At 71.8% G+C, this 25,333-nt stretch carries 21 protein-coding genes and 1 tRNA gene; 13 read left to right on the top strand and 9 right to left on the bottom strand.

Annotated features, from left to right (window positions below; genetic code table 11):
• Nucleotides 1–245: 245 nt before the first annotated feature.
• Nucleotides 246–1,538, top strand: a complete 1,293-nt coding sequence (locus QOL88_RS15885; RefSeq protein WP_097217055.1) for a class I SAM-dependent methyltransferase — start codon at nt 246–248, stop codon at nt 1,536–1,538.
• A gap of 54 nt (nt 1,539–1,592) precedes the next feature.
• On the opposite strand, the gene QOL88_RS15880 is transcribed toward QOL88_RS15885, so the two are convergent.
• Together QOL88_RS15880 and QOL88_RS15875 are read right to left on the bottom strand one after the other, a co-directional pair.
• Nucleotides 1,593–4,121 (bottom strand): ABC transporter permease, encoded by a 2,529-nt coding sequence (locus QOL88_RS15880; RefSeq protein ID WP_097217054.1) that lies wholly within the window; start codon nt 4,119–4,121, stop codon nt 1,593–1,595.
• A gap of 49 nt (nt 4,122–4,170) precedes the next feature.
• Nucleotides 4,171–4,941, bottom strand: a complete 771-nt coding sequence (locus QOL88_RS15875) for an ABC transporter ATP-binding protein (protein ID WP_097217053.1) — start codon at nt 4,939–4,941, stop codon at nt 4,171–4,173.
• A gap of 416 nt (nt 4,942–5,357) precedes the next feature.
• On the opposite strand from QOL88_RS15875, the gene QOL88_RS15870 reads away from it, so the two are divergent.
• The 3 genes from QOL88_RS15870 (at nt 5,358) to QOL88_RS15860 (ending at nt 7,863) form a co-directional block, all read left to right on the top strand.
• A tRNA-Leu gene (locus QOL88_RS15870) sits at nt 5,358–5,441 on the top strand.
• Between the two features lie 132 nt (nt 5,442–5,573).
• Nucleotides 5,574–6,797: a 4-hydroxybenzoate 3-monooxygenase gene (locus QOL88_RS15865; RefSeq protein ID WP_097217052.1), complete on the top strand. Its 1,224-nt coding sequence runs from the start codon at nt 5,574–5,576 to the stop codon at nt 6,795–6,797.
• Between the two features lie 157 nt (nt 6,798–6,954).
• Entirely contained in the window at nt 6,955–7,863 is a 909-nt protein-coding gene (locus QOL88_RS15860) for a Bax inhibitor-1/YccA family protein (protein WP_031102798.1), read from the top strand.
• A 78-nt stretch (nt 7,864–7,941) separates the two neighbouring features.
• Here the strand turns inward: QOL88_RS15860 and QOL88_RS15855 are convergent, their stop codons facing one another.
• A complete protein-coding gene (locus QOL88_RS15855) occupies nt 7,942–8,172 on the bottom strand; it encodes a DUF4287 domain-containing protein (RefSeq protein ID WP_031102797.1) in 231 nt (76 codons plus the stop codon).
• A 101-nt stretch (nt 8,173–8,273) separates the two neighbouring features.
• Between QOL88_RS15855 and QOL88_RS15850 the strand changes: the two genes are divergently transcribed.
• Nucleotides 8,274–8,579, top strand: coding sequence for a hypothetical protein (locus tag QOL88_RS15850; RefSeq protein ID WP_179878872.1), 306 nt, complete (start codon nt 8,274–8,276; stop codon nt 8,577–8,579).
• An 87-nt stretch (nt 8,580–8,666) separates the two neighbouring features.
• Here the strand turns inward: QOL88_RS15850 and QOL88_RS15845 are convergent, their stop codons facing one another.
• The 3 genes from QOL88_RS15845 to QOL88_RS15835 form a co-directional block, all read right to left on the bottom strand.
• Nucleotides 8,667–9,449, bottom strand: coding sequence for a hypothetical protein (locus tag QOL88_RS15845; protein WP_097217051.1), 783 nt, complete (start codon nt 9,447–9,449; stop codon nt 8,667–8,669).
• 273 nt (nt 9,450–9,722) lie between these two features.
• Nucleotides 9,723–10,943, bottom strand: a complete 1,221-nt coding sequence (locus QOL88_RS15840; protein ID WP_097217050.1) for an acetyl-CoA C-acetyltransferase — start codon at nt 10,941–10,943, stop codon at nt 9,723–9,725.
• Nucleotides 10,944–11,129: 186 nt separating this feature from the next.
• Complete coding sequence (locus QOL88_RS15835) at nt 11,130–12,155, bottom strand: SGNH/GDSL hydrolase family protein (protein WP_097217049.1); 1,026 nt, start codon at nt 12,153–12,155, stop codon at nt 11,130–11,132.
• Between the two features lie 156 nt (nt 12,156–12,311).
• Here QOL88_RS15835 and QOL88_RS15830 point away from each other — a divergent pair, with 156 nt between their 5' ends.
• Complete coding sequence (locus QOL88_RS15830) at nt 12,312–13,700, top strand: cystathionine beta-synthase (protein WP_097217048.1); 1,389 nt, start codon at nt 12,312–12,314, stop codon at nt 13,698–13,700.
• Nucleotides 13,701–14,040: 340 nt separating this feature from the next.
• Here QOL88_RS15830 and QOL88_RS15825 read toward each other — a convergent pair whose 3' ends face one another.
• The gene (locus tag QOL88_RS15825; protein WP_097217047.1) at nt 14,041–14,892 is read right to left on the bottom strand and encodes a helix-turn-helix transcriptional regulator; all 852 of its coding nucleotides are present in this window, start codon (nt 14,890–14,892) and stop codon (nt 14,041–14,043) included.
• Nucleotides 14,893–15,037: 145 nt separating this feature from the next.
• Between QOL88_RS15825 and QOL88_RS15820 the strand changes: the two genes are divergently transcribed.
• Entirely contained in the window at nt 15,038–15,799 is a 762-nt protein-coding gene (locus QOL88_RS15820) for an SDR family oxidoreductase (protein ID WP_097217046.1), read from the top strand.
• Between the two features lie 15 nt (nt 15,800–15,814).
• Here the strand turns inward: QOL88_RS15820 and QOL88_RS15815 are convergent, their stop codons facing one another.
• On the bottom strand, nt 15,815–16,240 hold the full coding sequence (locus tag QOL88_RS15815; RefSeq protein WP_179879114.1) for a hypothetical protein: 426 nt from the start codon (nt 16,238–16,240) through the stop codon (nt 15,815–15,817).
• A gap of 172 nt (nt 16,241–16,412) precedes the next feature.
• Between QOL88_RS15815 and QOL88_RS15810 the strand changes: the two genes are divergently transcribed.
• A complete protein-coding gene (locus QOL88_RS15810) occupies nt 16,413–17,255 on the top strand; it encodes a MurR/RpiR family transcriptional regulator (protein WP_097217044.1) in 843 nt (280 codons plus the stop codon).
• Between the two features lie 89 nt (nt 17,256–17,344).
• On the top strand, nt 17,345–17,929 hold the full coding sequence (locus QOL88_RS15805; protein ID WP_097217043.1) for a hypothetical protein: 585 nt from the start codon (nt 17,345–17,347) through the stop codon (nt 17,927–17,929).
• A gap of 319 nt (nt 17,930–18,248) precedes the next feature.
• Here QOL88_RS15805 and QOL88_RS15800 read toward each other — a convergent pair whose 3' ends face one another.
• Complete coding sequence (locus QOL88_RS15800) at nt 18,249–19,622, bottom strand: type III PLP-dependent enzyme domain-containing protein (RefSeq protein WP_097217042.1); 1,374 nt, start codon at nt 19,620–19,622, stop codon at nt 18,249–18,251.
• 135 nt (nt 19,623–19,757) lie between these two features.
• On the opposite strand from QOL88_RS15800, the gene hutU reads away from it, so the two are divergent.
• Genes hutU through hutI form a run of 4 tightly spaced genes read left to right on the top strand, consistent with a single transcriptional unit; the run spans nt 19,758 to nt 25,289 of the window.
• Nucleotides 19,758–21,422, top strand: coding sequence for a urocanate hydratase (gene hutU / locus QOL88_RS15795; protein ID WP_097217041.1), 1,665 nt, complete (start codon nt 19,758–19,760; stop codon nt 21,420–21,422).
• Nucleotides 21,423–21,451: 29 nt separating this feature from the next.
• Nucleotides 21,452–22,654, top strand: coding sequence for an allantoate amidohydrolase (locus QOL88_RS15790; RefSeq protein ID WP_097223015.1), 1,203 nt, complete (start codon nt 21,452–21,454; stop codon nt 22,652–22,654).
• The gene (locus QOL88_RS15785; protein WP_097217040.1) at nt 22,645–23,997 is read left to right on the top strand and encodes a formimidoylglutamate deiminase; all 1,353 of its coding nucleotides are present in this window, start codon (nt 22,645–22,647) and stop codon (nt 23,995–23,997) included. Before QOL88_RS15790 ends, QOL88_RS15785 begins: the two co-directional genes overlap by 10 nt.
• Nucleotides 23,994–25,289 (top strand): imidazolonepropionase, encoded by a 1,296-nt coding sequence (hutI, locus tag QOL88_RS15780; RefSeq protein ID WP_097217039.1) that lies wholly within the window; start codon nt 23,994–23,996, stop codon nt 25,287–25,289. Before QOL88_RS15785 ends, hutI begins: the two co-directional genes overlap by 4 nt.
• Nucleotides 25,290–25,333: the final 44 nt, after the last annotated feature.

Genomic DNA, 25,333 nt, shown 5'->3' with positions numbered 1-25,333 from the left:
CTGCCTGACGAAGGGCCTCCCGCCATCCGTGGTGCGGGAGGCCCTTCGGCGCGCCCGGGCCCTTCAGCGGGTCCGAGTCCACTGAGTGGCGCGTCCAGGTCCGCCGGCCCGTCAGGGAGCCGCGTCCGGGCGGCCGAAGCGGCGGTTTTGCCCAGTCATGACGCGTGCCGGGGACTGCGCCGGAGCCCCGCAGGTGTTTACGTGGTGTCGGACATTCCGGGATTCCCGTCACGGAGGTGTACACCATGGCAGACGCCGCGCCGCGGCTGCAGGGCCTCTTCACACAGTTGCTGGGAGCACCGCTCCCGGTGCGCATCCGCGCCTGGGACGGTTCGCAGTCCGGTCCGCCGGGCGCGCCGACCCTGGTCGTACGCAACCGACGCGCGCTGCGTCGCCTGCTGTGGAAGCCGGGCGAACTGGGCCTGGCCCGCGCCTGGGTGGCGGGCGACCTCGACATCGAAGGTGACCTCTACGCGACCCTCGACCTGATGGCCGGTCTCATCTGGGAGCGCGGTGAGGACGCCCGCACCCTCGCCCAGGCCCTGCGCGACCCCGAGGTCCGCGCCGCCGTCCGCGGCCTGGTCAAGCTCGCCGGACTCCCGCTGCCACCCGCCCCGCCCCGCGAGGAAGCCCGCAGCCCCCGCCGCCACCTGCACACCAAGCGCACCGACCGACGCGCCATCAGCCACCACTACGACGTCGGCAACGACTTCTACGAGATCGTCCTCGGCCCGTCCATGGTGTACTCCTGCGCCTACTGGCCCGCCCCGGACAGCACCCTCGAACAGGCCCAGCGGGACAAGCTCGAACTCGTCTGCCGCAAGCTCGGCCTGAGCCCCGGCCTGCGGCTGCTCGACGTCGGCTGCGGCTGGGGCTCGATGGCCATCCACGCGGCCCGCGAGCACGGCGTGCGCGTCGTCGGCGTCACGCTCTCCCAGGAGCAGGCCGCCTACGCCCGCAAGCGCGTCGCCGACGAGGGCCTCACCGACAAGGTCGAGATCCGCGTCCAGGACTACCGCGACGTCCGCGACGGGCCCTACGACGCGATCTCCTCCATCGGCATGGCCGAACACGTCGGCGCCGACCGGTACCTAGAGTACGCCGCCGACCTGTACGACCTGCTCAAGCCCGGCGGGAGGCTCCTGAACCACCAGATCGCCCGCCGCCCGCAGGGGGACGAGACGACGTACAGCGTCGACCCCTTCATCGACTCCTACGTCTTCCCCGACGGCGAGCTCCAGCCGATCGGCGCCACGGTGGCCCAACTGGAGCGCGCCGGGTTCGAGGTGCGCGACGTCGAGGCGATCCGCGAGCACTACGCCCTCACGCTGCGCCGCTGGGTCGAGCGCCTGGAGGCCGACTGGCAGCGCGCGGCCCGGCTGGCCGGCCCCGGCCGCGCCCGCGTCTGGCGCCTGTACATGGCCGCCTCCGCCCTGGCCTTCGAACGCAACCGCATCGGCGTCAACCAGGTCCTCGCCGTGCGCACTCGAGAGTCCGGGACGTCGGACATGCCGCTGCGCGCCCGCACCTGGAACTGACAACGCGAAGGGCCCCTCTCCCACCCGTGGGAAAGGGGCCCTTCGCGCGTCCCGCTACTCCGCCTTGATGGCCTCCAGCATGTTCAGCCGCGCCGCACGCCGGGCCGGCCACAGCGCCGCGAGGACGCCCACCGTCGCGGCCAGCAGCAGGAAGACACCCATCCGCGCCCACGGCAGGACCAGCTCGTAGGTCGCCATCCTCGAGGCCAGCAGTTCACCGGCCGCCCAGCCGAAGAACACGCCCAGGCCGATGCCCAGCACCGCGCCGAACAGGGAGATCACCAGGGACTCGATGCGGACCATCCGCTTGATCCCCTTGCGGTCCAGGCCGATCGCGCGGAGCATGCCGATCTCCTGCGAGCGCTCGAAGACGGACATGGCCAGGGTGTTGATGACGCCGAGGACCGCCACGATCACCGCCATCGCGAGCAGGCCGTAGACCATGTTCAGCATCAGCGTGAACATCTGCGCGATCTCGTTGGAGATGTCGTCCTTGGACTGGACCTTGACGGCCGGGTTGGTGCCGAGGGCCTTCTCCAGCTTGTCCTGCACCGCGCCGGACGTGCCGTCGGAGGTCTTCACCATGACCTTCATGTTGTACGGGTCCGACTCGTGCGGGGCGAGGGTCTTCTCGTCGAGCAGGATGCCGCCCAGGAAGTCGTTGCTCTCGTAGGTCCCGGCCACCGTGAGCTTCTGCTTCTTGCCGTCCGCGAAGGCGACGGTGAAGGCGGAACCGGTCTTCCAGCCGTAGGACTTGGCGGTCTCGCTGTCCACGGCGACCTGAGACCCGCCGACCTCGAAGGACCCCTCGTCGACCTCCGGGCCGACCAGGTCGCGGATCGCCGCGCCGTTCACGCCGGTCACGTACTCGCTCTGGCCGCCGATCCGGGTTTCGGCGTTGAGCATCGGGCTGGTGGCGGTGACGCCGTCGGCCTGCTTCAGCTTCTTCTCGACGTCCGGCGACAGCGGGTTGCCGTTCGCCATGGACACCACGTAGTCGGCCTTGATCGACGCCGACGCCATCTTCTCGATCGCCTGCTGGAGACTGCCCGCCATCACCGTCATGCCGGTGATCAGGGTCAGGCCGATCATCAGCGCGGAGGCGGTGGCGGCCGTACGGCGCGGGTTGCGCACCGAGTTCTGCCGGGCCAGCTTGCCGGAGATGCCGAAGGCGCGCAGCAGCGGCGCGGCGGCGGCGATCAGCGGGCGGGACAGCAGCGGGGTCAGGATGAACACGCCGATGATCAGCAGCACCGCGCCGAAGCCCATCGGCATCTGGCCGTCCGAGCCGTCCATGGTCGTGGCGACGAGGACCACCGCGATGCCCGCGGCCGAGACCAGCGCGCCCAGCGTGTTGCGCAGCACCAGCGACTTGGTCGTGGCCTTGGCGTGCACGCTGCTCATGGCCGCCACCGGCGGGATCTTCGCGGCCCGGCGGCCGGGCAGCCACGCCGCCAGCATGGTGACCAGAACGCCGACCGCGAGCGCGGCGCCGATCGTGCCGGGCGTGATGACCAGCGGACCGTCGGGCACGGCCGCGTCGAACGTGCCCATCAGGGAGCGCAGTCCGGCCCCGATGCCGATGCCCGCGACCAGACCGGTCACGGCGGCGACCAGGCCGACCACGAACGCCTCGATGAGCACCGAGCGCGTCACCTGCCGGCGTGAGGCACCGACCGCACGCATCAGCGCCAGCTCCTTGGTGCGCTGGGCGACCAGCATGGTGAAGGTGTTGGCGATGATGAACGTGCCGACGAACAGGGCGATGCCGGCGAAGACCAGCAGGGCCGTCTGCATGCCGCTCATCGACCGGGAGATCATCTCCGCCTGGTCGTCGGCGAGCTGCTTTCCGGTGGTGGTGGAGACGGTGCCCTCGGGCAGTGCCTTGTCCAGCTCCGCCTTCAGCGCGGCCTGGGAGACGCCCGGCTTGGCCTTGACGTCGATCTCGTCGTACACGCCCGGCTTGCCCAGCAGCTTCTGGGCGGTCGCCGTGTCGAACAGGGTGAGGCTGCCGCCGGCCGCGACGTTGCCGTCGTCGGTGGTGAAGATGCCGGTGATCTTCGGCGTCAGGACCGGCCCGTCGACGGACATCCGCACGGTGTCGCCGACCTCGTAGCCGGCGCGCTTCGCCGTCGCGGAGTCGATGAGGATCTGGTGCTCGCCCTTGGGAGCGTGCCCGCTGACGAGCGGGTAACGGGGGTCCTTGGTGCCCCAGTAGTTGCCGCCCTGCGACTGGAAGCCCTCGCCGATCAGCTTGCCGTCCTTGTCGGCGATGGCGGTGAAGTTCTGCACCACGCCGATCGCGGACGCGGCTCCGGGCACCCGCTCGCTCTTGTCGAGGGTGGCCCGGGTCAGCTCGTGGAGCTTTCCGACCTTGTCGCCCTCGGCGTCCTGGTAGTCCGAGGTCATGGCGACGTCGACCTGGTCGAAGCCCTTGGCGGAGCTCTTCTGGTAGGCGTCGGAGATGGTGTTGGTGAAGACCAGGGTCCCCGACACGAAGGCCACGCCGAGCATCACGGCGAGTACGGTCATCAGGAGCCGGGCCTTGTGCGCGAGCACGTTGCGCAAGGCGGTACGGAACATGGGTTTTCTCAGTCCAGTCGGTTCGGGCCGGGGCGTCGGTGAGGGGGCGTCAGCTCGTACGGCCCTTGGCGTCGAACGCCTTCATGCGGTCGAGCACGGAGTCGGCCGTCGGCCCGTACACCTCGTCGACGATCCGGCCGTCCGCCAGGAAGATCACCCGGTCCGCGTAGGCCGCGGCCACCGGGTCGTGCGTCACCATCACCACCGTCTGGCCCAGCTCCCGCACGGAGTTGCGCAGGAAGCCCAGCACCTCGGCGCCGGAGCGCGAGTCGAGGTTTCCGGTGGGCTCGTCCCCGAAGATGATCTCCGGCCGGGAGGCCAGCGCCCGGGCCACGGCGACGCGTTGCTGCTGACCGCCGGACAGCTGGGACGGCCGGTGGCCGAGCCGGTCCGCCAGGCCGACCATCCGGATGACGGAATCCAGCCACTGCTTGTCCGGCTTGCGGCCCGCGATGTCCATCGGAAGGGTGATGTTCTCCAGGGCGGTCAGCGTGGGCAGCAGGTTGAACGCCTGGAAGATGAAGCCGATCTTGTCCCGGCGCAGCTTGGTCAGCTGCTTGTCCTTCAGGGAGCCGAGCTCGGTGTCACCGATGCGCACCGACCCGGAGGAGAAGGAGTCGAGGCCGGCCACGCAGTGCATCAGGGTGGACTTGCCGGAGCCGGAGGGGCCCATGATCGCGGTGAACTCGGCCTGCCGGAAGTCCACGGAGACGCGGTCCAGGGCGACCACCTGGGTCTCACCCTGCCCGTAGATCTTCGAGAGATCCGTGGCGCGCGCGGCCGCGGTGGTGGCCCGGTCGGTGAGGGAAGCGGTGGTCACGGGATGGCTCTCCTGTCGAACGGCTGTGCAGGGGGAAGGACGTGTTCCATCGTCCGGGTCCCACGGCGGCGTGTAGTCACCCGTAGTTCTGGTTCCGAAGGCCGACTCGGGTCTGACCGCGCGGAGCGGTGTCATACCTGGGGATGACGAACACCCCTGAGGGGCCCCCGTGTCGGGAACCGACGCGTCCGGGTGTCGAGAACAGGTGGAGTGCCCTCGTTCGGGCGGTGAAATTCCGTCATTCCGCATGCGCGGCCGACCGGCGCAGGGAAGGCTATTGGCAAGTGCGGATGGCGTGTTCCGTGTGCTGATGCACCCTCAGACGTCAATAAAATAAGACAACATCGGTCCACGCTTCCGCTGTTCGGGGGACCTCTCCGGATAGTCTCGGAACCTCGATGCGGAGCCCACGGCCTGCCCGGATGGTGGAATGCAGACACGGCGAGCTTAAACCTCGCTGCCCCTTCGCGGGCGTGCCGGTTCGAGTCCGGCTCCGGGCACCTTCCGATCCCTGCGTGGTCCATTGAAGAGTTCACGGCGCGCCCGTTGACAGCGGCCGCATGCCGTCGGAGACTCACATGCACATGGTGAAAGAAATTTCACCTGACGAACGGATGAGAAGAGGTCGTCCGATGCGCACCACCGTCGGCATCATCGGAGCGGGCCCCGCCGGCCTCCTCCTCGCCCGGCTGCTCCACAACGCGGGCATCGACGCGGTCGTCCTGGAGAGCCGCGACCGCTCCTACGTCGAACGGCGGCAGCGCGCCGGGATCCTGGAGCAGGGCACGACGGACGTACTGCGCGCGGCCGGCGCCGGGGAGCGCATGGACCGCGAGGGGCTGCGCCACGACGGCATCGAGCTGCGCTTCGACCGCAGGCGCCACCGCGTGGACTTCCGCGCGCTCACCGGCGGCCGGTCCGTGACGGTCTACGCCCAGACCGAGGTGTGCAAGGACCTCATCGCCCTCCAGCTCCGGGACGGCGGCCCCCTGCTCTTCGAGGCGGAGGCGCTGGCCGTGGAGGACGCCGGCACCGACGCCCCGCGGATCCGCTTCCGGCACGAGGGCCGCGAGGACGTCCTGGAGTGCTCCTACGTCGTCGGCTGCGACGGTTTCTGGGGCGTGGCCCGCAAGGCGATCCCGGCCGGACTCGCCCAAGTCTTCGAACGGACGTACCCCTTCGGCTGGCTGGGCATCCTCGCCGACGTGCCGCCCTCGCACGACGAGCTCGTCTACGCCCGCCACGACCGCGGCTTCGCCCTGCTCTCCATGCGCCCGCCCGTCACCCGCAACCCTTCCGAGGAAGTCGCGTCGCCCCCCATCGAATCCTTCGTCTCCCGCCTCTACCTCCAGGTGCGCGACGGCACCGATGCCGGGACGTGGAGCGACGAGGAGATCTGGGACGAGCTGGAGCGCCGGTTCGAGACCGACGACGACTGGCGCCTGGAGCGCGGCCCGATCACCCAGAAGTCGGTCACGCCCATGCGCTCCTACGTCCACGAGCCCATGCGCCACGGCCGCCTCTTCCTCGCCGGCGACGCGGCACACATCGTCCCCCCGACAGGGGCCAAGGGCCTGAACCTCGCAGTCGGCGACGTCGTGACCTTCGCACGGGCCCTGACGCACCAACAGGAGACCGGCTCGCCGGAGCTGCTCGACGCCTACTCCGCGACCTGCCTGCGCCGCGTATGGCAGGCCGAGCGGTTCTCCTACGACCTGACGACCCTTCTGCACCGCGCCCCCGGCGCGACGGCCTTCGAGGACCGGCTCCAGCTCGCCCGGCTGGAGCGGATCGCCTCGTCCCGCGCGGCCGAGACGGACCTGGCGGAGGCCTACACGGGCTTCCCGTTCGGCTGAGCCGGGAGTGACCCCCTCCGGTGAGGGGAATCACCAAGCCGCGTAGCGTGTTGCGCAGCACGACGAGGGAAAGATCCTCCCCAAGCAGTAGGGTCATTCCTTTGCCTACCTATTACTCTTGAGCCAAGGCCACGACGTGTGGCCATGGAGGAGTGAAATGAGGAGCAGAAACCCGGTCTTCTCGCGACGGGGGTTCAGCCGCGACAACGGCTACGCGGGCTTCAACACCGCGCCGCAGGCCGGGGGTCCCGCTGTCGCCACGCAGGGCAACCCGTACGCGCAGCCGACGGGCGACCAGTACGCGCAGAACCCGTACGCGCAGAACCCTTACGCCCAGCAGGACCTGCAGTACGGCGCGCCGCCGCAGGCACCGGCCACCACCGGCCGGATGACCATCGACGACGTCGTCCTGCGCACGGCGAGCACGCTCGGTGTGCTCATCCTCACCGCGGCGCTCTCGTGGGCCCTGCTGCCGATCGACGACGCCAACATCAGCCGTAGCTACGGCATCGGTATCGGCGCCGCGCTGATCGGCATGGTCCTGGCGTTCGTGCAGTCCTTCAAGCGCAAGGCCTCGCCCGCGCTGATCCTGACGTACGCCGCGTTCGAGGGTGTGTTCCTCGGCGTCGTCTCCAACATCGTCGACAACCGCATCGCCGACGGTGCGGCCATGCAGGCCGTGATCGGCACGATGGCGGTCTTCACCGGTGTGCTGATCGCCTACAAGGCCGGCTGGATCCGCGTCAACCGACGCTTCTACGGCTTCGTGATGGCGGCCGCGCTCGGCTTCATCCTGCTGATGACCGTGAACCTGCTGTTCGCGGTGTTCGGCGGCGGTGACGGCCTCGGCTTCCGCAGCGGTCCCCTCGGCATCGTCTTCGGCGTCATCGGCATCATCCTCGGTGCCTGCTTCCTCGCCCTGGACTTCAAGCAGGTCGAGGACGGCATCGCCTACGGCGCCCCGCGCGAGGAGGCCTGGCTCGCGGCCTTCGGCCTCACGCTGACGCTGGTGTGGATCTACATGGAGTTCCTGAGGCTCATCTCGATCCTCAACAGCAGCGACTAGTTCAGGCAGTCGTAGCGCGAAGGGCCCCGGCTTCGTCCGGGGCCCTTCGTCGTCGGGAGGACGGTGTGGAGTGCGCGCCTAGAGCAGTTTGCGCGCGGCCCTCCTCAGGTCGTACTCGTGGATGATCGCCTTGGCGTGGCCGTACGCGAGGTTGTGTTCGTGCCGGAGCCAGCTGACCTTTTCCTCGAAGCGGAAGAGCGCCGGGCCATCTTCGACGGTGCGCAACCAGTCGGAGATCTCACGACCGGTGCAGTGGGGGATGCGGGCGAGCATGTTGCGGTGGGTCTCTTCGGAGAAGACTTGGGACATCGGCGCCTCCGGACGCTGGGATGTAAGCCGGTCCTTCAGGTCACCGTGCCTGAGTGTTCGCCCGTTGGCAACAGTCCCGCTGGGACGCGTACGCTCGCGGCGTGGTTGATACGACGCCTCTGACCCGTGCGGTGGAGCACTTCGCCGATCGATTGAGGGCCGCGCCCCAGAGCCGGTTGCAGCGAGGAGCTGCCGCTGAGGCTCTCGGGCTGGCCCGGGAGTTGGCCCGCAGGGCGCAAGTCCTCGAGGGCGTGGAGCCCCGGGAGATGCCGGACGCGGGGATGTTTGCAGCGGCAGATCAGATCACCGTGGCCGGGAACGATCTGGCGGTCGTGGTCCCCGACGAAGCCGACGTCGACGAAGCCGTGACGTTGGTGGAGGAGGCGCAGAAGCGGGCGGGGGTGTAGCGCCGTGCCGCGGGTGGCCTGTGGCTGATCGCGCCCGCGCTGGAGCCGCACATTGATGCAGCCCCGCGCCCCTTCGGGGGCGCTTCCCTACAGGGACGCGATGACCCGGTCCGCCAGGATGTAGACGTTCTCCTCGCCGCATTCGAACGTGAGGGTGTAGGCGCCCGAGATGCCGGAGCCGCCCAGCAGGACCGGGGTCCGGCCGGCGCGCAGGGCCGCGGAGAGGTGCTCCGCCGTCTCGCGGTGACCCGGGGTCATGCACAGGGTCGTGCCGTCGGCGAAGACGTAGACGTCCAGGGTGCCCAGCGGGCCGGGGCGGACGTCCGTCAGCTCGACGCGGGAGGAGGCCAGCTCCTCCAGGGTGGCGACGGTGCGCTCGTGGTCGTTCACGACCGGCGACTGTGCCGGCACGAAGTCCGGGTGCGAGGGGTGGCGGCGGCGGGCCGCGGCCAGCTCCGGGGACTCGGCGGCGGGTTCCTCGGTGTCGGCGCCGGGCTCGGACACCGGCTCCAGACCCGCGAAATCGGCCTGGCGGGGCAGGAACAGATCGACCTCGGGCAGGCCCAGCAGGGAGGGCGCGTCGGAGGCGTCACGGGCCTCCTGGGCGGCCCAGAACGCCCGCGCCTCGGCGAGCTCCCGCTCCCGTTCCTCGGCGAGTGCCGCCGCCACGGCGGCACGTATCTCATCGGTGTCGGCAGCGGTACGAGCGGCGGGCAGCAGCGCACGGGTGGTGGCGGCGCGGCTCTCGGCCAGCGCGGTGTGCAGGGCCGCGACCTGTCGGCGCAGCTGCAGGACGGTGCGCAGGACGGCGACGCCCACGGCTCCCGTGGCGGCCGTGGTGACCAGCAACGCGATCGGCATGGCGCTCACTGACGTACTCCCGGTTCAAAGTCGACCCCCGACTTCCTACATCAGCTTGAAGGGCGGACTAACCAGCTGTCAGTGCGTAACGTCACGAAACGGACAGGGCTTCGGTGTCGGGGGAGGGGGTGTGGCTGTTGTGACCTGCGGTTCTCCCCTGGCGGAGGGAGATAGGTCACATCCTGGGGGAGATTGGATCACAAAACAGCCCAGAACCCTGAAGTTTCCAGGGTTCTGGGCTCAAAGCTCACAGCGGGTGCTATGGCGGCTACGGTGCGCCGCTCAGCTGAGGCGCTCGATGACCATGGCCATGCCCTGGCCGCCGCCGACGCACATCGTCTCCAGGCCGAACTGCTTGTCGTGGAACTGGAGGGAGTTGATCAGCGTGGTCGTGATGCGGGCGCCGGTCATGCCGAAGGGGTGGCCGACGGCGATCGCGCCGCCGTTGACGTTCAGCTTCTCCAGCGGGATGCCCAGGTCGCGGTAGGAGGGGATCACCTGGGCGGCGAACGCCTCGTTGATCTCGACCAGGTCGATGTCGCCGATGCCCAGCCCGGCGCGCTTCAGCGCCTGGTTGCTCGCCTCGACCGGGCCGAGGCCCATGATCTCGGGGGAGAGGCCGGAGACGCCGGTCGACACGATGCGGGCGAGCGGGGTGAGGCCCAGCTCGCGGGCCTTGGTGTCGGACATGATCACGAGGGCCGCGGCGCCGTCGTTCAGCGGACAGCAGTTGGCGGCCGTGACCATGCCGTCGGGACGGAAGACCGGCTTGAGGCCCTGCACGCCCTCCAGCGTGACGCCGGCGCGGGGGCCGTCGTCCTTGGAGACGACCGTGCCGTCGGGGAGGGTGACCGGGGTGATCTCGCGCTCCCAGAAGCCGTTCTTGATGGCTTCCTCGGCGAGGTTCTGCGAGCGGACACCGAACTCGTCCATGTCCTGGCGGGTGACGCCCTTGGTGCGGGCCAGGTTCTCGGCGGTCTGGCCCATCGCGATGTACGGGTCGGGCAGCAGGCCGTCCTCGCGCGGGTCGTGCCAGGTCGAGCCCTCGGACGCGGCGACCTCGGCGGTGCGGGCCTCGGCATCGGCGAACAGCGGGTTGTGCGTGTCCGGAAGGCTGTCGGAGTTGCCCTTGGCGAAACGGGAGACCGTCTCGACGCCGGCCGAGATGAAGACGTCGCCCTCACCGGCCTTGATGGCGTGCAGGGCCATCCGGGAGGTCTGCAGGGAGGAGGAGCAGTACCGGGTGACGGTGCAGCCCGGCAGGTGGTCCATGCCCATCTGCACGGCGACGACGCGGCCGAGGTTGTGGCCCTGCTCGCCGCCGGGCAGGCCGCAGCCGAGCATCAGGTCGTCGATGTCCCTCGGGTCCAGCTCGGGGACCTTGGCCAGTGCGGCCTGGATGATCGTGGCGGTCAGGTCGTCCGGTCGCACGTCCTTCAGGGAGCCCTTGAAGGCGCGGCCGATGGGGGAGCGGGCGGCTGAGACGATCACGGCTTCGGGCATCACGGCTCCATTGACGTACCGGGTGGTCTGGCAGGGCTGACTGGGAAGTTACCCGTACGTATGGCCTGGGTCACGGGTGTCACGGTGTGACCCTGACCGCAGTTTCCAAGCGCTTGCTTTTTTGCTCTTCCTTTCTGCTCTCCCGGCTGCTCTTCCTTTCTGCGCCCGGTGCGTTTCCTCTGCTCCTCAGTTCGAAGGGCTCGCGGGGGCCGGTTCCTGCTCGGGGACCCGCCGACGCCGCCGGCGCTTCAGCAGGGCCCACGGTCCGCGCGGTCCGCTCGGCATCGCCGCCGCGACCTCCGTGCCCGCCTCCGAGGCGGCCTCCGCGGCCGCCCGCGCCACCGGCAGGAAGCCCTCGCGGCGGGAGGCGTCCGGGCGCTCCTCCTCGGCGGGCCACAGGCCCAGGGAGGCGCAGACGGTCGGCAGGACCGCCATCGCCGCCGTCGCGTAGCCCTCGGCGGAGGGGTGGTAGCTGTCCGGGCCGAACAGCTCGCGCGGGTTCTCGGCGAACTCGGGGCCCAGCAGGTCGCCCAGGGACACGGTGCGGCCGCCCTGTTCGACGACTCCGATCGTCTGGGCGGCCGCCAGCTGGCGGGAGGCCCGCCGGGCCAGCCAGCGCAAGGGCTGCCGCACCGGCTCGATCGTGCCGAGGTCGGGGCAGGTGCCGACCACCACCTCCGCGCCGGCCGTGCGCAGCCGCCGGACCGCCGAGGCGAGATGGCGGACCGAGCGGGTCGGGGGCATGCGGTGGGTGACGTCGTTCGCCCCGACCATGATCACGCAGATGTCGGGCACCGGGCCGGGATCGGCCAGCACCAGGGCCACCTGGCGGTCCAGGTCGTCCGAACGGGCCCCGGGAGTCGCCGCCGTGCGCAGCTCCACCGGCCGCTCGGCCAGCGCCGCGAGCCCCGACGCGAGCAGCGCTCCCGGTGTCTGCCCGCCCCGGTGCACGCCCTGGCCCGCGGCCGTGGAGTCGCCCAGCATCGTCAGCCTCAGCGGTGCCTCGGCCGGACCGGCGTACGTACGGCCGTACAGCCCGTCCGCGTGCGGCACATGAGGAGACGTGCCGTTGCCCACCCGGCGCCGCGCCAGCTGCACCTCGGCCAGTACCAGCCCGACCGCCGCCGCCCCGGCCAGACCGACCCCGCCGCCGCCGTACGCCGCGCCGGCGGCGATCCGCCGGGCCACCCTCGCCCTCGACATGCTCGTCATGCGTCGCTGCCACCTCCTCGAACCCGTACACCCAGTGCTTGCCCCGTACAGCCCGTCGTCCAATCTCAACAGGGAGTGAACGACCGTCACGGACCACGACAAGGTCATAGGCTGGCGGCACCACTCAGACCACTTCTGCGGCATCCGGAGACAACGGTGCAGTTCCACGACTCGATGATCAGCCTCGTCGGCAACACCCCGCTGGTGAAGCTCAACAGCGTGACCAAGGGCATCAGGGCGACCGTCCTGGCCAAGGTGGAGTACTTCAACCCCGGCGGTTCCGTGAAGGACCGCATCGCCCTGCGCATGATCGAGGCGGCGGAGGAGAGCGGCGCTCTCAAGCCCGGCGGCACGATCGTCGAGCCGACCAGCGGCAACACCGGCGTCGGGCTCGCCATCGTGGCGCAGCAGAAGGGGTACAAGTGCATCTTCGTGTGCCCCGACAAGGTGAGCACCGACAAGATCAACGTGCTGCGCGCGTACGGCGCCGAGGTCGTGGTGTGCCCGACCGCCGTGGACCCCGAGCACCCGGACTCGTACTACAACGTCTCCGACCGGCTGGTCCGGGAGACGCCGGGGGCCTGGAAGCCCGACCAGTACTCCAACCCGAACAACCCGCTCTCCCACTACCACTCGACCGGCCCCGAGCTGTGGGAGCAGACGGAGGGGAAGCTCACCCACTTCGTGGCGGGCGTGGGCACCGGCGGCACCATCTCCGGAACCGGCCGCTACCTGAAGGAGATCAGCGACGGCGCGGTGAAGGTCGTCGGCGCGGACCCCGAAGGCTCCGTCTACTCCGGCGGCTCCGGCCGGCCCTACCTCGTCGAGGGCGTCGGTGAGGACTTCTGGCCGACCGCCTACGACCGGACCGTCGCGGACGAGATCGTCGCCGTGTCCGACAAGGACTCCTTTCAGATGACCCGCCGCCTCGCCAAGGAGGAGGGCCTGCTCGTCGGTGGCTCCTGCGGCATGGCCGTCGTGGCCGCGCTGGAGGTCGCCGAGCGGCTCGGACCGGACGATGTCGTGGTGGTCCTGCTGCCGGACAGCGGCCGCGGCTACCTCAGCAAGATCTTCAACGACGAGTGGATGGCCGACTACGGCTTCCTGGAGGACGCGGGCCCGAGCGCCCGCGTCGCCGACGTCCTGAACGACAAGGAGGGCGACCGCATGCCCTCCCTCGTCCACATGCACCCGGAGGAGACGGTCGGTCAGGCCATCGACGTGCTGCGCGAGTACGGCGTCTCGCAGATGCCGGTCGTCAAGCCGGGCGCCGGCCACCCCGACGTGATGGCGGCCGAGGTCGTCGGCTCGGTCGTGGAGCGCGAGCTGCTGGACGCGCTGTTCAGCAAGAGCGCCTCGCTCGAGGACCCGCTGGAGAAGCACATGTCCGACCCGCTGCCCCAGGTGGGTTCCGGCGAGCCGGTCGCCGACCTGATGGCCGTGCTGGGCAAGGCGGACGCGGCGATCGTCCTCGTCGAGGGCAAGCCGACCGGTGTGGTCAGCCGCCAGGACCTGCTGTCCTTCCTCGCCCGCGCGGGGAAGTGACGGTCAACACCCGGTGAACTGCCCGTGAACCGGGTGAACTTGCGGCGTCCGTGATCTTCGCGGACTTCGCGGAACCGGTACGCGGGTGTCACGTTCACGCAGCACCCGCTTAACACGCGTCCTGCACATTGGTGGATGTCGGCAAGGGCGGGAGCGGCTCCCCGCCCGAACCGGCGCCGAACGGCGTCGACGGACCTCCGGAGCGGCTCCCGGACCTCCACGGACGCCATGGACGCGCCCGCCCGGCCTGACCGGGACCGCGTCCTTCGCGGGGACCGCCGTCGTCCCGCCCCCCGTTCACGGGGGTGCGGCGGTCCCCGCGCATTCCTCTCACACGGCGTCAGCCCGTCCGGCTGGTCGCCCAGCTCCCCAGCAGTGCCAGGCGCTCCGCCGTCTCCGAGCCCGGCTCGGGCGCGTACACCACGATCGTCTGGTCCGGCGCCGCCGGGATGGTGAGGGTCTCGTAGGGGAGGGTCAGCAGGCCCGCGACCGGGTGCCGCAGGAGCTTCACTCCGTGGTCGCAGGGCTTGACCAGGTGGTCCACCCACAGCCGGCGGAACTCCTCGCTGGCTTGGGCGAGTTCGGCGACGAGCTCCCCCGTGGCCGGGTCGCCGGGATGGTGGCCCGCCTGCAGGCGTAGATGCGCGACCGTCTGGGCGGTGACCTCGGCCCGGTCCGGGTAGAGCTCGCGCGAGTCGGGGTCGAGGAAGAGACGGCGCGGCAGGCTGAGGTCGCTCGCGCCGCTGAAGCCGAGCACGGCGTCGGCGAGGGGGTTCCAGGCCAGGACGTCCATGCGGTGGTCCAGGACATAGGCGGGATTGCGGTCCATGCCGTCCAGGAGCAACTGGACACCCGGGCGCACCCGGGGCGCGGCCTGCCCGTGCCCGTCCTGCCGGCGCGGCCGGGCCACCGCCCGCAGATACTCGTGTTCGGCGTCGTCCAGTCGCAGCACCCGGGCGATCGCGTCCAGCACGGCGTCCGAGACACCCCCGGACCTGGTCCGGGAGGGGGCCCCGGGCCCCCTGCCCTGTTCGAGGCGGACGTAGTAGTCGACGCTCACCCCGGCCAGCTGCGCCACCTCCTCGCGGCGCAGCCCCGGGACGCGGCGGCGGCCGTACGACGGCAGCCCCACCTCCTCCGGCTGGATCCGGGCGCGGCGCGAGCGCAGGAAGTCTCCCAGTTCTCCGTCCATGGGTCCGAGCCTAGGCCGCCCGGGCCCGCCGAACCTGGTACTGCCGGACCCAGGAAGAGCGCAGCCCTGGGTAGGGCGGCCGAGGCGGCCGAGGGTGGTGTCCGAGGCCGGGGAGACGCCCCGGCCGGCACCGAAGGGAAACCCCATGTCGTACGACAACCTGGCCGGCCGTACCGCCGTCGTCACCGGAGCCGCGAGCGGGATCGGCGAGGCCGTCGCCGTGCTGCTGGCCGCCCGGGGTGCCCGGGTCGCGCTGGTGGCCCGGCGTGCGGAACGGTTGACCGGGATCGCGGCGAAGATCCGGGCCGATGGCGGGCAGGCCCTGGCCGTCGCCGCGGACGTCACGGACGAGGTGTCCGTCGCGGACGCCGCGGCGGGCATCCACGCGGAGTACGGAACCGTCGACCTGGTCGTGAACTGCGCCGGCGTCATGCTGCCCCACCCCGTCGACGCCCGGCGCGCCGACGAGTGGCAGCGGATGCTCGACACCAACGTCTCCGGGGTGCTGCGGATGATCAGCGCCTTCACCGACGACCTGGTGAGCGCCGCCGCCGACGGACGTACGGCCGACATCGTGAACATCTCGTCCATCGCCGCGCATGTCAGCTTCCCGAACTACGCGGTCTACGGAGCGACCAAGGCCGCCGTCACCTACCTGTCGGAAGCCCTGCGCGGGGAGTTCGGGCCCCGGGACGTCCGGGTCACCAACATCGAGCCCGGGTTCGTGGAGAGCGAGCTGCGTACCCACATCTCGGACGCGGACCTGTCCCGGCAGGTCGAGGGCATGCTCGACGAGGTGGGCGCCCTGTCCGCGGAGGAGCTGGCCGACCTGGTGGCCTACGCGACGAGCCGGCCGCGCCGCGTCAACCTGCGGCAGATCATCGCGCTGCCGACGCGGCAGGTCTGAACGGCGTGCGCGCGCTCAGTCCTCCCAGCCACCGTCCTGGGAGGACCTGCGGCGGCGGCCGAAGAGGTTCGGGTTGGAGCGGAGCGCCTGGACGACGTTGACGCCGATGATGCCCGCCCAGGTGACGAGCAGCCCGGGCAGACGGGCCACGCCCCCGCTGATCACGGACAGCGGCACCGCGAGGACCAGGGAGACGATCCCGAAGCCGAACCGCTCGCCCCAGGAGTCCGTGACCCTCGGCGACCGGGAGTCCCGGGCCGCCTGCATCTGCTGCTCCGCGAGCTGCCGGCGCACCCGGCGCTCCACCGCGCCGTCGATCCGCTGGTCGACCTTCTCCAGGAACGAGTCGACCAGCGCCGGCTCGTACTCCTCGCCCAGATCCCTGCGTGCGTGCAGGGTGGCGTCGAGTTCCTTCTTGAGGTCGGTGTCCCGCGCGTCCATTCCCGTCATGCCGTCCACGGTAGAAACCGCCGCCGCCGGCCGCACTGGGGTTAGCCCCCCTGTTCCGCCGGGGGTTCCCGGTCCTGCCGCCGCCGCCCTGCGGTCCGGCTTGCCGCTCTGCATATGCTCATGCAGAATCCTCAGCTACTGAATAGGCGAGGGGGAGCACGTCATGAGCGTGACCGACAGCCCTGCCGCGCGGCTGCAGGCGCTCTTCGAGGGCCACCGGCTGACGCCGACCCAGCGGCGCATCGCGCACAGCATGGTGCGGCGCGCCGCCGACGTGCCGTTCCTGTCGAGCGTGGAGCTCGCCGAGCTGGCCGGGGTCAGCCAGCCGTCCGTGACCCGGTTCGCCGTCGCCCTCGGCTTCGACGGCTACCCCGCCCTGCGCCGCCACCTGCGCGAGGTCGCCCCCGCCGAGCCCGCCGCGGAGGCCGGGTCCCGCAACGAGTACCAGCAGGCCGTCGAGGCCGAGATCGAGAACCTGCGGCACCTGGCGGAGGTGCTGGCCGATCCCGGCCCCGTCCAGCGCGCGGGCCGCCTCCTCGCGGGCTCCCGGCCGCTGCTCGTCCTCGGCCTGCGGGCGGCTGCCGCCCAGGCACACGGTTTCGCCTACTTCGCCGCCAAGGTGCATCCCGACGTTCGGCTGCTCGGCGAGGGCGGCACGATGCTCCAGGACCGCGTCGACGCCGCCGTCCGGGCCGGCGCGAGCGCACTGCTCTGTTTCGCGCTGCCCCGGCACCCCCGTGAGGTCGTCGACACCCTCGCCTACGCCAAGGAGGCAGGGCTGACCGTCGTCACGGTCGCCGACTCCGCCTTCGCACCCGTCGCCAAGGTGTCCGACCTGCTGCTGCCCGCCGCCGTCGGCACCGGACTCGCCTTCGACACGGCCTGCGCGCCGATGCTGCTCGGCCGGGTGCTGCTGGAGGCCATGTGCGACGACCTGCCCCAGGCCCAGTCCCGCCTGGAGGAGTTCGACACGAAGGCGGCGGCGCGGGGCCTGTTCGTCGACTGACGGCACGGGCGGGCTTCTTAAGACTCGTCTCACGTTGCGTCGCTACCGTACGGCTCCCCAAGGCTTCGGAGACCGGACGGAGGCTGGACGTGATGCGCGGAGGACAGGGACTGGCCCGAGTGGCCGTCGTCGTACGGGCGGGGGCTGCCCCGCTGTGGTGGCTGGGCGTGCTCGCGACGGGCATCGGCCTGCTCACACCGGGCCTGACCGGACGCCGCATCGGCGTCCTGGCCGGAGCGGCGCTGTTCGTCCTGGCAACGGCGGTGGTCGCGTGCGTACGCCGCAAGCGCTACGCGGCCCTGGCCGCGGCCGCGACCCGGGCCGGCAAGCACGACGTACTCCAGGACCGCGCGGTCACGGTGCGCAACTGGCGCCGGGGCCACCGCTGGTGGCTCCTCATCGCCTTCCTGGCCGCCCTGGGCAGCGCCTTCGCCGCCCCGGCGGCCGGGGGCATGCTCCTGGCCGGCTGCGGCGCGGGCCTGTGGCTGAAGTCGGCCTGGCTGGGCCGCCGCGAGCAGGCCGAGGAGGCACTGCTGTGGGTCCGCGTGGACTGGCTGCGCGGGGGAGCGGCCCACCCGGCCGGCAAGCGCGTGAGGGCGTACCGCAGCACGGGCATCGCGGCGGGAGACGCCGCACCGGGAGGCGCACGAAGGAAATCACCGGCACTGGCCTGACCCGACAGCGGCGCAACGCCCCGGGGGCGCGGGGAACTGCGCGACAAGCCACGGCGCACCCGCGGCCGGGGTCCTTCGGAACGGTGCTTGGCGCTGCGGTCATCCGGCGGCGGTGCAACTCCCCCGGGGGCGCGGGGAACTGCGCGACAAGCCACGGCACACCCGCGGCCGGGATCCTTCGGAACGGTGCTTGGCGCTGTCGTCATCCGGCGGTGGCGCAACTCCCCCGGGGGCGCGGGGAACTGCGCGACAAGCCACGGCGCACCCGCGGCCGGAAACCCACCGAACCTCCCGCGGCGCTGCGCCCGAGGCCGAAACCCTACGGAACCTCCCACCGCCCTCGCGTCAACGCGTCCACCTGCGCCCCACCCGACTCCGCGACGACCTCGTCCACGGTCTGCGCCCGCCGCACCACCGCGAAGCGCCCGCCCGGCCCGAACCCGTACACGCCGGGCCGCACCAGCGAGTTGTACCCGTAGTGATGGGCGAAGTAGTACGCCCCGGTGTCCAGCGCGGCCGCGTAGTCCCCCTGCTCCAGCAACGGCATGGACCGCCCCTCCGCCAGCAGGTCCCCCGCGAAACAGGCCGGGCCCGCGACGTCCTGCACCACCACCGGCCCCTCCTTCGGCTGCCCCTTCGCGTCGTACGCGGAGATCCGCAACGGCCAGCTCCCCGGCGCGTACACCGTCCGTGCGGCCACCTGCACCCCGGCGTGCGTCACCGCCACCGCCCGCCCGCCGGAGACCTTCGCGTACTCGACCCGCGCCACCACCGTCCCGTGCTTGGCCAGCAGTGACCGCCCGAACTCGGTGACCAGCCCGTAGCGCCCGTCGAGCAGCCCCGGCACCTCCTCGGCCAGCAGCCGCGCGTACTGCGCGTAGGTCGGTGCCGTCGCCTCCGACCCGAAGTTCACCGGCAGGCCGCCGCCGATGTCGAGTGTGTCGACCTGCCGCCGCCCGGCCCGCCGGTTGATCTCCTCCGCCAGCGCATAGGTCTCCGCCACGCCCCGTGCCATCAGGGCCAGCGGGATGCCCTGGGACCCGGTGTGCGCGTGCAGCCGGGTCAGCCACGGCCGGTCCAGACAGGCCTGGACGACCCACTCCCGGGCGCCCTCGTCACGCAGCGCCACCCCGAACTTCGAGGTGGCCGTCGCCGTGGACAGCGCCTCGATGGAACCACCGCCGACCTGCGGATTCACCCGGATCCCCAGCGGGGAGCGGCTGGTCGAGGAGCGCATCAGGGCGTCGATCCGGGTCAGCTCCTGCGGATTGTCCGCGTTGACGGCGATGCCCAGGGACAGGGCCTCGCGCAGCTCGGCCGGCGTCTTCGCGGGCGAGTCGAGCACCGTCGCCTCCGGCGGCATGCCCGCCGCCCGGGCCAGGGCCAGCTCACCCGGGCTCGCGACCTCCGCGCCGACGCCCTCCTCGCGCAGCAGCCGCAGGACCGGCACCAGCGGGGTCGCCTTCACCGCGAAGGCGTGCAGCACCGGCGTGCCCGGCGCCACCACCGCCTCGAACGCGGCCCGCAGCTCCGCCGCCGATTCCCGGATGCCGGTGATGTCCAGCAGCCCGACGATGGGGCTGTCGGGCCCGAGCAGCCCTTGCTCCACGGCGGCCCGCACCGCCTCGTCCCGCCGCGCGGCCCGCCGGGCCCCGGTGTCGTCCGCCTCTTCCGCCTCGATGTGTGCGCACATGCATCCAGCCAAACATCCACGGCGGCGCCGCGCCGACGCCCCAGCGTATTGACTAGCTCTATTCAGACGGCCAGGATGTGAATAGCCACAGCAACAAACCGCCGGGAGCACCACGCACCCACCAGGAGGCAGACCATGTCAGGACCCCGCCCCGTCCGAGCGCCGCGCGGCACGGAACCGAGCGCCCTGGGATGGCAGCAGGAAGCCGCCCTGCGGATGCTGCAGAACAACCTCGATCCCGAGGTCGCCGAGCACCCCGACAAGCTCGTCGTCTACGGCGGCACCGGCAAGGCCGCCCGCGACTGGCGCTCCTTCGACGCGATGGTGCGCACGCTGAAGGGGCTGAAGCAGGACGAGACCATGCTGGTCCAGTCCGGCCGGCCCGTCGGCGTCATGCAGACCCACGAGTGGGCCCCGCGCGTCCTCATCGCCAACTCCAACCTCGTCGGCGACTGGGCCAACTGGGAGGAGTTCCGCCGCCTCGAACACCTCGGCCTGACCATGTACGGGCAGATGACCGCCGGTTCCTGGATCTACATCGGCACCCAGGGCATCCTCCAGGGCACCTACGAGACCTTCGCCGCCGTCGCCGCGAAGAAGTTCGGCGGGACGCTGGCCGGCACCATCACCCTGACCGCCGGTCTCGGCGGCATGGGCGGCGCCCAGCCGCTCGCCGTGACGATGAACGACGGCGTGGCGATCTGCGTCGACTGCGACCCGCGCGCCATCGACCGGCGTATCGAGCACCGCTACCTGGACGTGAAGGCCGACAGCCTCGCCCACGCGCTCCAGCTGGCCACCGAGGCCCGCGACCAGCGCAAGCCGCTGTCCATCGGCCTCCTGGGCAACGCCGCCGAGCTGCTCCCGCGGATGCTCGCCGAGGGCGCCCCGATCGACATCGTCACCGACCAGACCTCGGCCCACGACCCCCTGGCCTACCTGCCGGTCGGCATCGCCTTCGAGGACATGGCCGACGCCGCCGCCAAGGACCCGGCCGGCTTCACCACCCGGGCCCGCGAGTCCATGGCCCGGCACGTCGAGGCCATGGTCGGCTTCATGGACGCCGGCGCCGAGGTCTTCGACTACGGCAACTCCATCCGTGGCGAGGCCCAACTCGCCGGATACGACCGCGCCTTCGCCTTCCCCGGCTTCGTCCCCGCCTACATCCGCCCGCTGTTCTGCGAGGGCAAGGGCCCCTTCCGCTGGGCCGCCCTGTCCGGCGAGGCCTCCGACATCGCCAAGACCGACAAGGCGATCCTCGACCTCTTCCCGGAGAACGAGTCCCTCGCCCGCTGGATCAAGATGGCCGGCGAACGCGTCCACTTCCAGGGCCTGCCCGCCCGGATCTGCTGGCTCGGCTACGGCGAGCGGGACAAGGCCGGCGAGCGGTTCAACGACATGGTCGCGAGCGGGGAGCTGGCCGCGCCGGTCGTCATCGGCCGTGACCACCTCGACTGCGGTTCGGTCGCGTCCCCCTACCGCGAGACCGAGGCCATGCTCGACGGGTCCGACGCGATCGCCGACTGGCCGCTGCTGAACGCCATGGTGAACGTCGCCTCCGGGGCGTCCTGGGTGTCGATCCACCACGGCGGCGGCGTCGGGATGGGCCGCTCCATCCACGCCGGGCAGGTCACGGTGGCCGACGGCACGGCGCTCGCGGGCGAGAAGATCCGCCGGGTGCTCACCAACGACCCCGGCATGGGCGTCATCCGGCACGTCGACGCCGGGTACGACATCGCGGAGTCCGTGGCGGGGGAGCGGGGCGTCCGCGTCCCGATGCGCGAAGGTGACCCGGCGTGACCCGGAACAGCGGCAGCTCCTTCCACCACATGTGGCGCGAGCTGCTCCCCCTCGGGCGGCACCCCGTCTCCGGCGGCTACCGGCGGTTCGCCTGGACCGCGACCGACGGTGAATGCCGGGCCTGGTTCGAAGGGCAGGCCACGGCCCGCGGGCTGCGTCACGAGGTCGACCGGAACGGCAACCAGTGGGCCTGGCTCGGTGACCCCGCCGAGGGCGACGCCGTCGTCACCGGCTCGCACCTCGACTCCGTGCCGGACGGCGGCGCCTTCGACGGTCCCCTGGGGGTCGTGTCCGCCTTCGCCGCGCTGGACGAGCTGCGCCGCAGGGAGGCCCGCCTCACCCGGCCCCTCGCCATCGTGAACTTCGGCGACGAGGAGGGCGCCCGGTTCGGGCTCGCCTGCGTCGGGTCCCGGCTCACGGCCGGGCAGCTCACCCGCGAGCAGGCGCACCGCCTCACCGACGGCGACGGCGTGACGCTGCCCCGGGCCATGGAGGCGGCCGGATACGACCCGGACGCCATCGGGCCGGACCCCGAACGGCTCGCCCGCATCGGCGCCTTCGTCGAACTGCACGTCGAACAGGGCCGGGCCCTGGACCTGTCCGGCGACCGGGTCGGCCTCGCCAGCGCGATCTGGCCGCACGGCCGCTGGCGGTTCGACTTCCGCGGCGAGGCCAACCACGCCGGCACCACCCGGCTCGCCGACCGCCACGACCCCATGCTCTCCTACGCCGAGACCGTCCTCGCCGCCCGGCGCGAGGCCGAACTCGCCGGGGCCGTCGCCACCTTCGGCAAGATCGCTGTCGAACCCAACGGCGTCAACGCCATCCCCTCTCTCGTGCGCGGCTGGCTCGACTCCCGGGCCGAGGACCAGGTGAGCCTCGACACCGTGGTCGGCGGCATCGAGAAGGCGGCCCGGAGTTACGCGGACGCCCACGGCATCGACCTCGACATCGTCCGCGAGTCCTTCACCCCCGTCGTCGAGTTCGACCACGCCCTGCGCGACGAACTCGCCCGAATCCTCGGCACCGACACCGACCTCACGGTCCCCGTCCTCGGCACCGGCGCGGGACACGACGCCGGGATCCTGTCCGGGAGCATCCCGACCGCCATGCTGTTCGTGCGCAACCCCACCGGCGTCTCCCACTCCCCGGCCGAGTCCGCGAGCGAGGACGACTGCGTGGCCGGGGTTCTCGCACTCGCCGACGTACTGGAAGGACTGGCGTGCAGGTGACGACAGCAGCCCCGCGGACGTACTGGCTGGAGCACGCCTGGCTCGGCACGAATGTCGAGCCGGGCGTCGCCCTCGACGTCACGGACGGCCGCATCGCCGCCGTCCGCGCCGGCACCCCCGCCCCGCCTCCCGGTGCCGAGGTCCTGCGCGGACTCACCCTGCCCGGCCTGGCCAACGCCCACAGCCACGCCTTCCACCGCGCCCTGCGCGGCACCGTCCAGGTCGGCTCCGGCACCTTCTGGACCTGGCGCGAGGTCATGTACGCGACGGCCGGCCGGCTCACCCCGGACAGCTACCACGCGCTCGCCCGCGCCGTGTACGCCGAGATGGCGCTGGCCGGCATCACGGCCGTCGGCGAGTTCCATTACGTCCACCACGCCCCCGGCGGCACCCCCTACGCCGACCCCAACGCCATGGGCGAGGCCCTCGTCGCGGCCGCCGTCGAGGCCGGCATCCGCATCACCCTCCTCGACACCGCCTACCTCTCCTCCGGCTTCGGACAGCCCCCCACCGCCCACCAGCTCCGCTTCTCCGACGGCGACGCCGAGGCCTGGGCCGCACGCTGTTCACTTCTCAAGGAACGGGATCACGCACGGATCGGAGCGGCGATCCACTCCGTACGGGCCGTGCCCGCCGACCAGTTGGAGACCGTCGCACGGTGGGCCGAGGAGCGGCGGGCCCCGCTCCATGTGCACCTGTCCGAGCAGACCGCCGAGAACGAGGCGTGCCGGGAGGTCCACGGCTGCACCCCGACCCAGCTCCTCGCCCTGCACGGCGTCCTCGGACCGCGCACCACCGGCGTCCACAACACCCACCTCACCGCCGAGGACGTCTCTCTCATCGGCGGCAGCGGCACCGGCACCTGCATGTGCCCGACCACCGAACGGGACCTCGCGGACGGCATCGGACCGGCCGTCGCCCTGCAGAACGAGGGCTCCCCGCTCTCCCTCGGCTCCGACAGCCACGCCGTCATCGACCTCCTCGAAGAGGCGCGGGCCCTGGAGCTGAACGAGCGGCTGCGCACCCGCACCCGGGGTCACTGGACGGCGGCGGCCCTGCTGCGGGCGGCCTCGGCCGACGGCCACGCGGCCCTCGGCTGGGAGGACGCGGGCGCCCTGGAGCCCGGCGCGCTCGCCGACTTCACCACCATCGCGCTCGACTCGGTCAGGACGGCAGGGCCGCTTCCGCGGCTCGGGGCCGAGACGGCCGTATTCGCTGCGTCGGCAGCAGACGTGTCGCATACGGTCGTGGGTGGTCGGCACGTCGTACGGGACGGGGTCCACTCCCTCGTACCGGACGTGCCGCGAGCCCTCGCGGACGCCGTCGAAGCCCTGCGCGGATGACCCCGGGCCGCCCGCCCGCGCGGCCCGGCTCCGCCCCCGAACCCGACCCCACCGCCGACCAGGCCACCAAGGACGCCATGAGCAACGCGACGACCGTCAGCCCCGCCCACTCCGCGAGCACCGCAAGCACGCTCATCACGAACATCGCCAGCCTGGTCACCAACGACCCCTCCCTCGGTGACAAATCCCCCCTCGGACTGGTCCAGGACGCGGCCGTCGTCATCGAAGGCGACCGCGTCGTGTGGACCGGTGATCAAAGCAAAGCACCCGCCACTGACAACCGGATCGACGCGGGCGGCCGGGCGGTCCTGCCCGGCTTCGTGGACTCCCACTCCCACCTCGTCTTCGCGGGCGACCGGACGCAGGAGTTCAACGCCCGCATGTCCGGGCGGCCGTACAGCGCCGGCGGCATCCGCACCACCGTCGCGGCGACGCGGGCTGCGAGCGACGAGGAACTCGAGGGCAACGTCACCCGTTACCTCGCCGAAGCCCTCCGCCAGGGCACCACCACGTTCGAGACCAAGTCCGGCTACGGCCTGACCGTCGAGGACGAGGCCCGCGCCCTGCGCATCGCCGCCGCCCACACCGACGAGGTCACCTACCTCGGCGCCCACATCGTCCCGCCGGACCACGCCGAGGACCCGGCCGGCTATGTCGCCCTGGTCACCGGCGAGATGCTGGACGCCTGTGCCCCGCACGCCCGCTGGATCGACGTCTTCTGCGAGAAGGGCGCCTTCGACGGCGACCAGGCCCGCGCGATCCTCACCGCCGGCAAGGCGAAGGGCCTGCACCCCCGCATCCACGCCAACCAGCTCTCCTACGGTCCCGGTGTGCAGCTCGCCGTCGAGCTCGACGCGGCCAGCGCCGACCACTGCACCCACCTCACGGACGCGGACGTGGACGCCCTGGCCGGCGGCCGAACGGTCGCCACCCTGCTGCCCGGCGCCGAATTCTCCACGCGCGCCGCTTGGCCGGACGCGCGGCGGCTGCTGGACGCGGGTGTCACGGTCGCGCTGTCCACGGACTGCAACCCCGGCTCGTCCTTCACCTCGTCCGTCCCGTTCTGCATCGCCCTGGCCGTACGGGACATGGGGATGACCCCGGACGAGGCCGTGTGGTCGGCGACCGCGGGCGGCGCGGCGGCCCTGCGGCGCGACGACGTCGGCCGCCTCACCCCCGGCGCGTACGCGGACCTGACGCTCCTCGACGCCCCGAGCCACGTCCACCTGGCCTACCGCCCCGGCGTCCCGCTGGTCAGCGGGGTGTGGCGGCGCGGAATGCGCGTGGTGTGATCACCCGCCCGCGATAATGCGATGCCGCGTCGGACGACGACCGG

Origin of the sequence: Streptomyces sp. Ag82_O1-12, assembly GCF_900182715.1 — a bacterium.
Classification (GTDB): Bacteria; Actinomycetota; Actinomycetes; order Streptomycetales; family Streptomycetaceae; genus Streptomyces; species Streptomyces massasporeus.
The sequence above is the reverse complement of the archived record's forward strand: the minus strand, read 5'-3'. Positions and strand labels throughout refer to the sequence as shown.

Bases quoted from the DNA above. Each gene is read 5' to 3' on its own strand.
- QOL88_RS15885 (WP_097217055.1), top strand. From the start codon at position 246: ATGGCAGACGCCGCGCCGCGGCTGCAGGGCCTCTTCACACAGTTGCTG.
- QOL88_RS15880 (WP_097217054.1), bottom strand. From the start codon at position 4,121: ATGTTCCGTACCGCCTTGCGCAACGTGCTCGCGCACAAGGCCCGGCTC.
- QOL88_RS15865 (WP_097217052.1), top strand. From the start codon at position 5,574: ATGCGCACCACCGTCGGCATCATCGGAGCGGGCCCCGCCGGCCTCCTC.
- QOL88_RS15860 (WP_031102798.1), top strand. From the start codon at position 6,955: ATGAGGAGCAGAAACCCGGTCTTCTCGCGACGGGGGTTCAGCCGCGAC.
- QOL88_RS15855 (WP_031102797.1), bottom strand. From the start codon at position 8,172: ATGTCCCAAGTCTTCTCCGAAGAGACCCACCGCAACATGCTCGCCCGC.
- QOL88_RS15840 (WP_097217050.1), bottom strand. From the start codon at position 10,943: ATGCCCGAAGCCGTGATCGTCTCAGCCGCCCGCTCCCCCATCGGCCGC.
- QOL88_RS15835 (WP_097217049.1), bottom strand. From the start codon at position 12,155: ATGACGAGCATGTCGAGGGCGAGGGTGGCCCGGCGGATCGCCGCCGGC.
- QOL88_RS15825 (WP_097217047.1), bottom strand. From the start codon at position 14,892: ATGGACGGAGAACTGGGAGACTTCCTGCGCTCGCGCCGCGCCCGGATC.
- QOL88_RS15820 (WP_097217046.1), top strand. From the start codon at position 15,038: ATGTCGTACGACAACCTGGCCGGCCGTACCGCCGTCGTCACCGGAGCC.
- QOL88_RS15815 (WP_179879114.1), bottom strand. From the start codon at position 16,240: ATGGACGCGCGGGACACCGACCTCAAGAAGGAACTCGACGCCACCCTG.
- QOL88_RS15810 (WP_097217044.1), top strand. From the start codon at position 16,413: ATGAGCGTGACCGACAGCCCTGCCGCGCGGCTGCAGGCGCTCTTCGAG.
- QOL88_RS15800 (WP_097217042.1), bottom strand. From the start codon at position 19,622: ATGTGCGCACACATCGAGGCGGAAGAGGCGGACGACACCGGGGCCCGG.
- hutU (WP_097217041.1), top strand. From the start codon at position 19,758: ATGTCAGGACCCCGCCCCGTCCGAGCGCCGCGCGGCACGGAACCGAGC.
- QOL88_RS15790 (WP_097223015.1), top strand. From the start codon at position 21,452: ATGTGGCGCGAGCTGCTCCCCCTCGGGCGGCACCCCGTCTCCGGCGGC.
- hutI (WP_097217039.1), top strand. From the start codon at position 23,994: ATGACCCCGGGCCGCCCGCCCGCGCGGCCCGGCTCCGCCCCCGAACCC.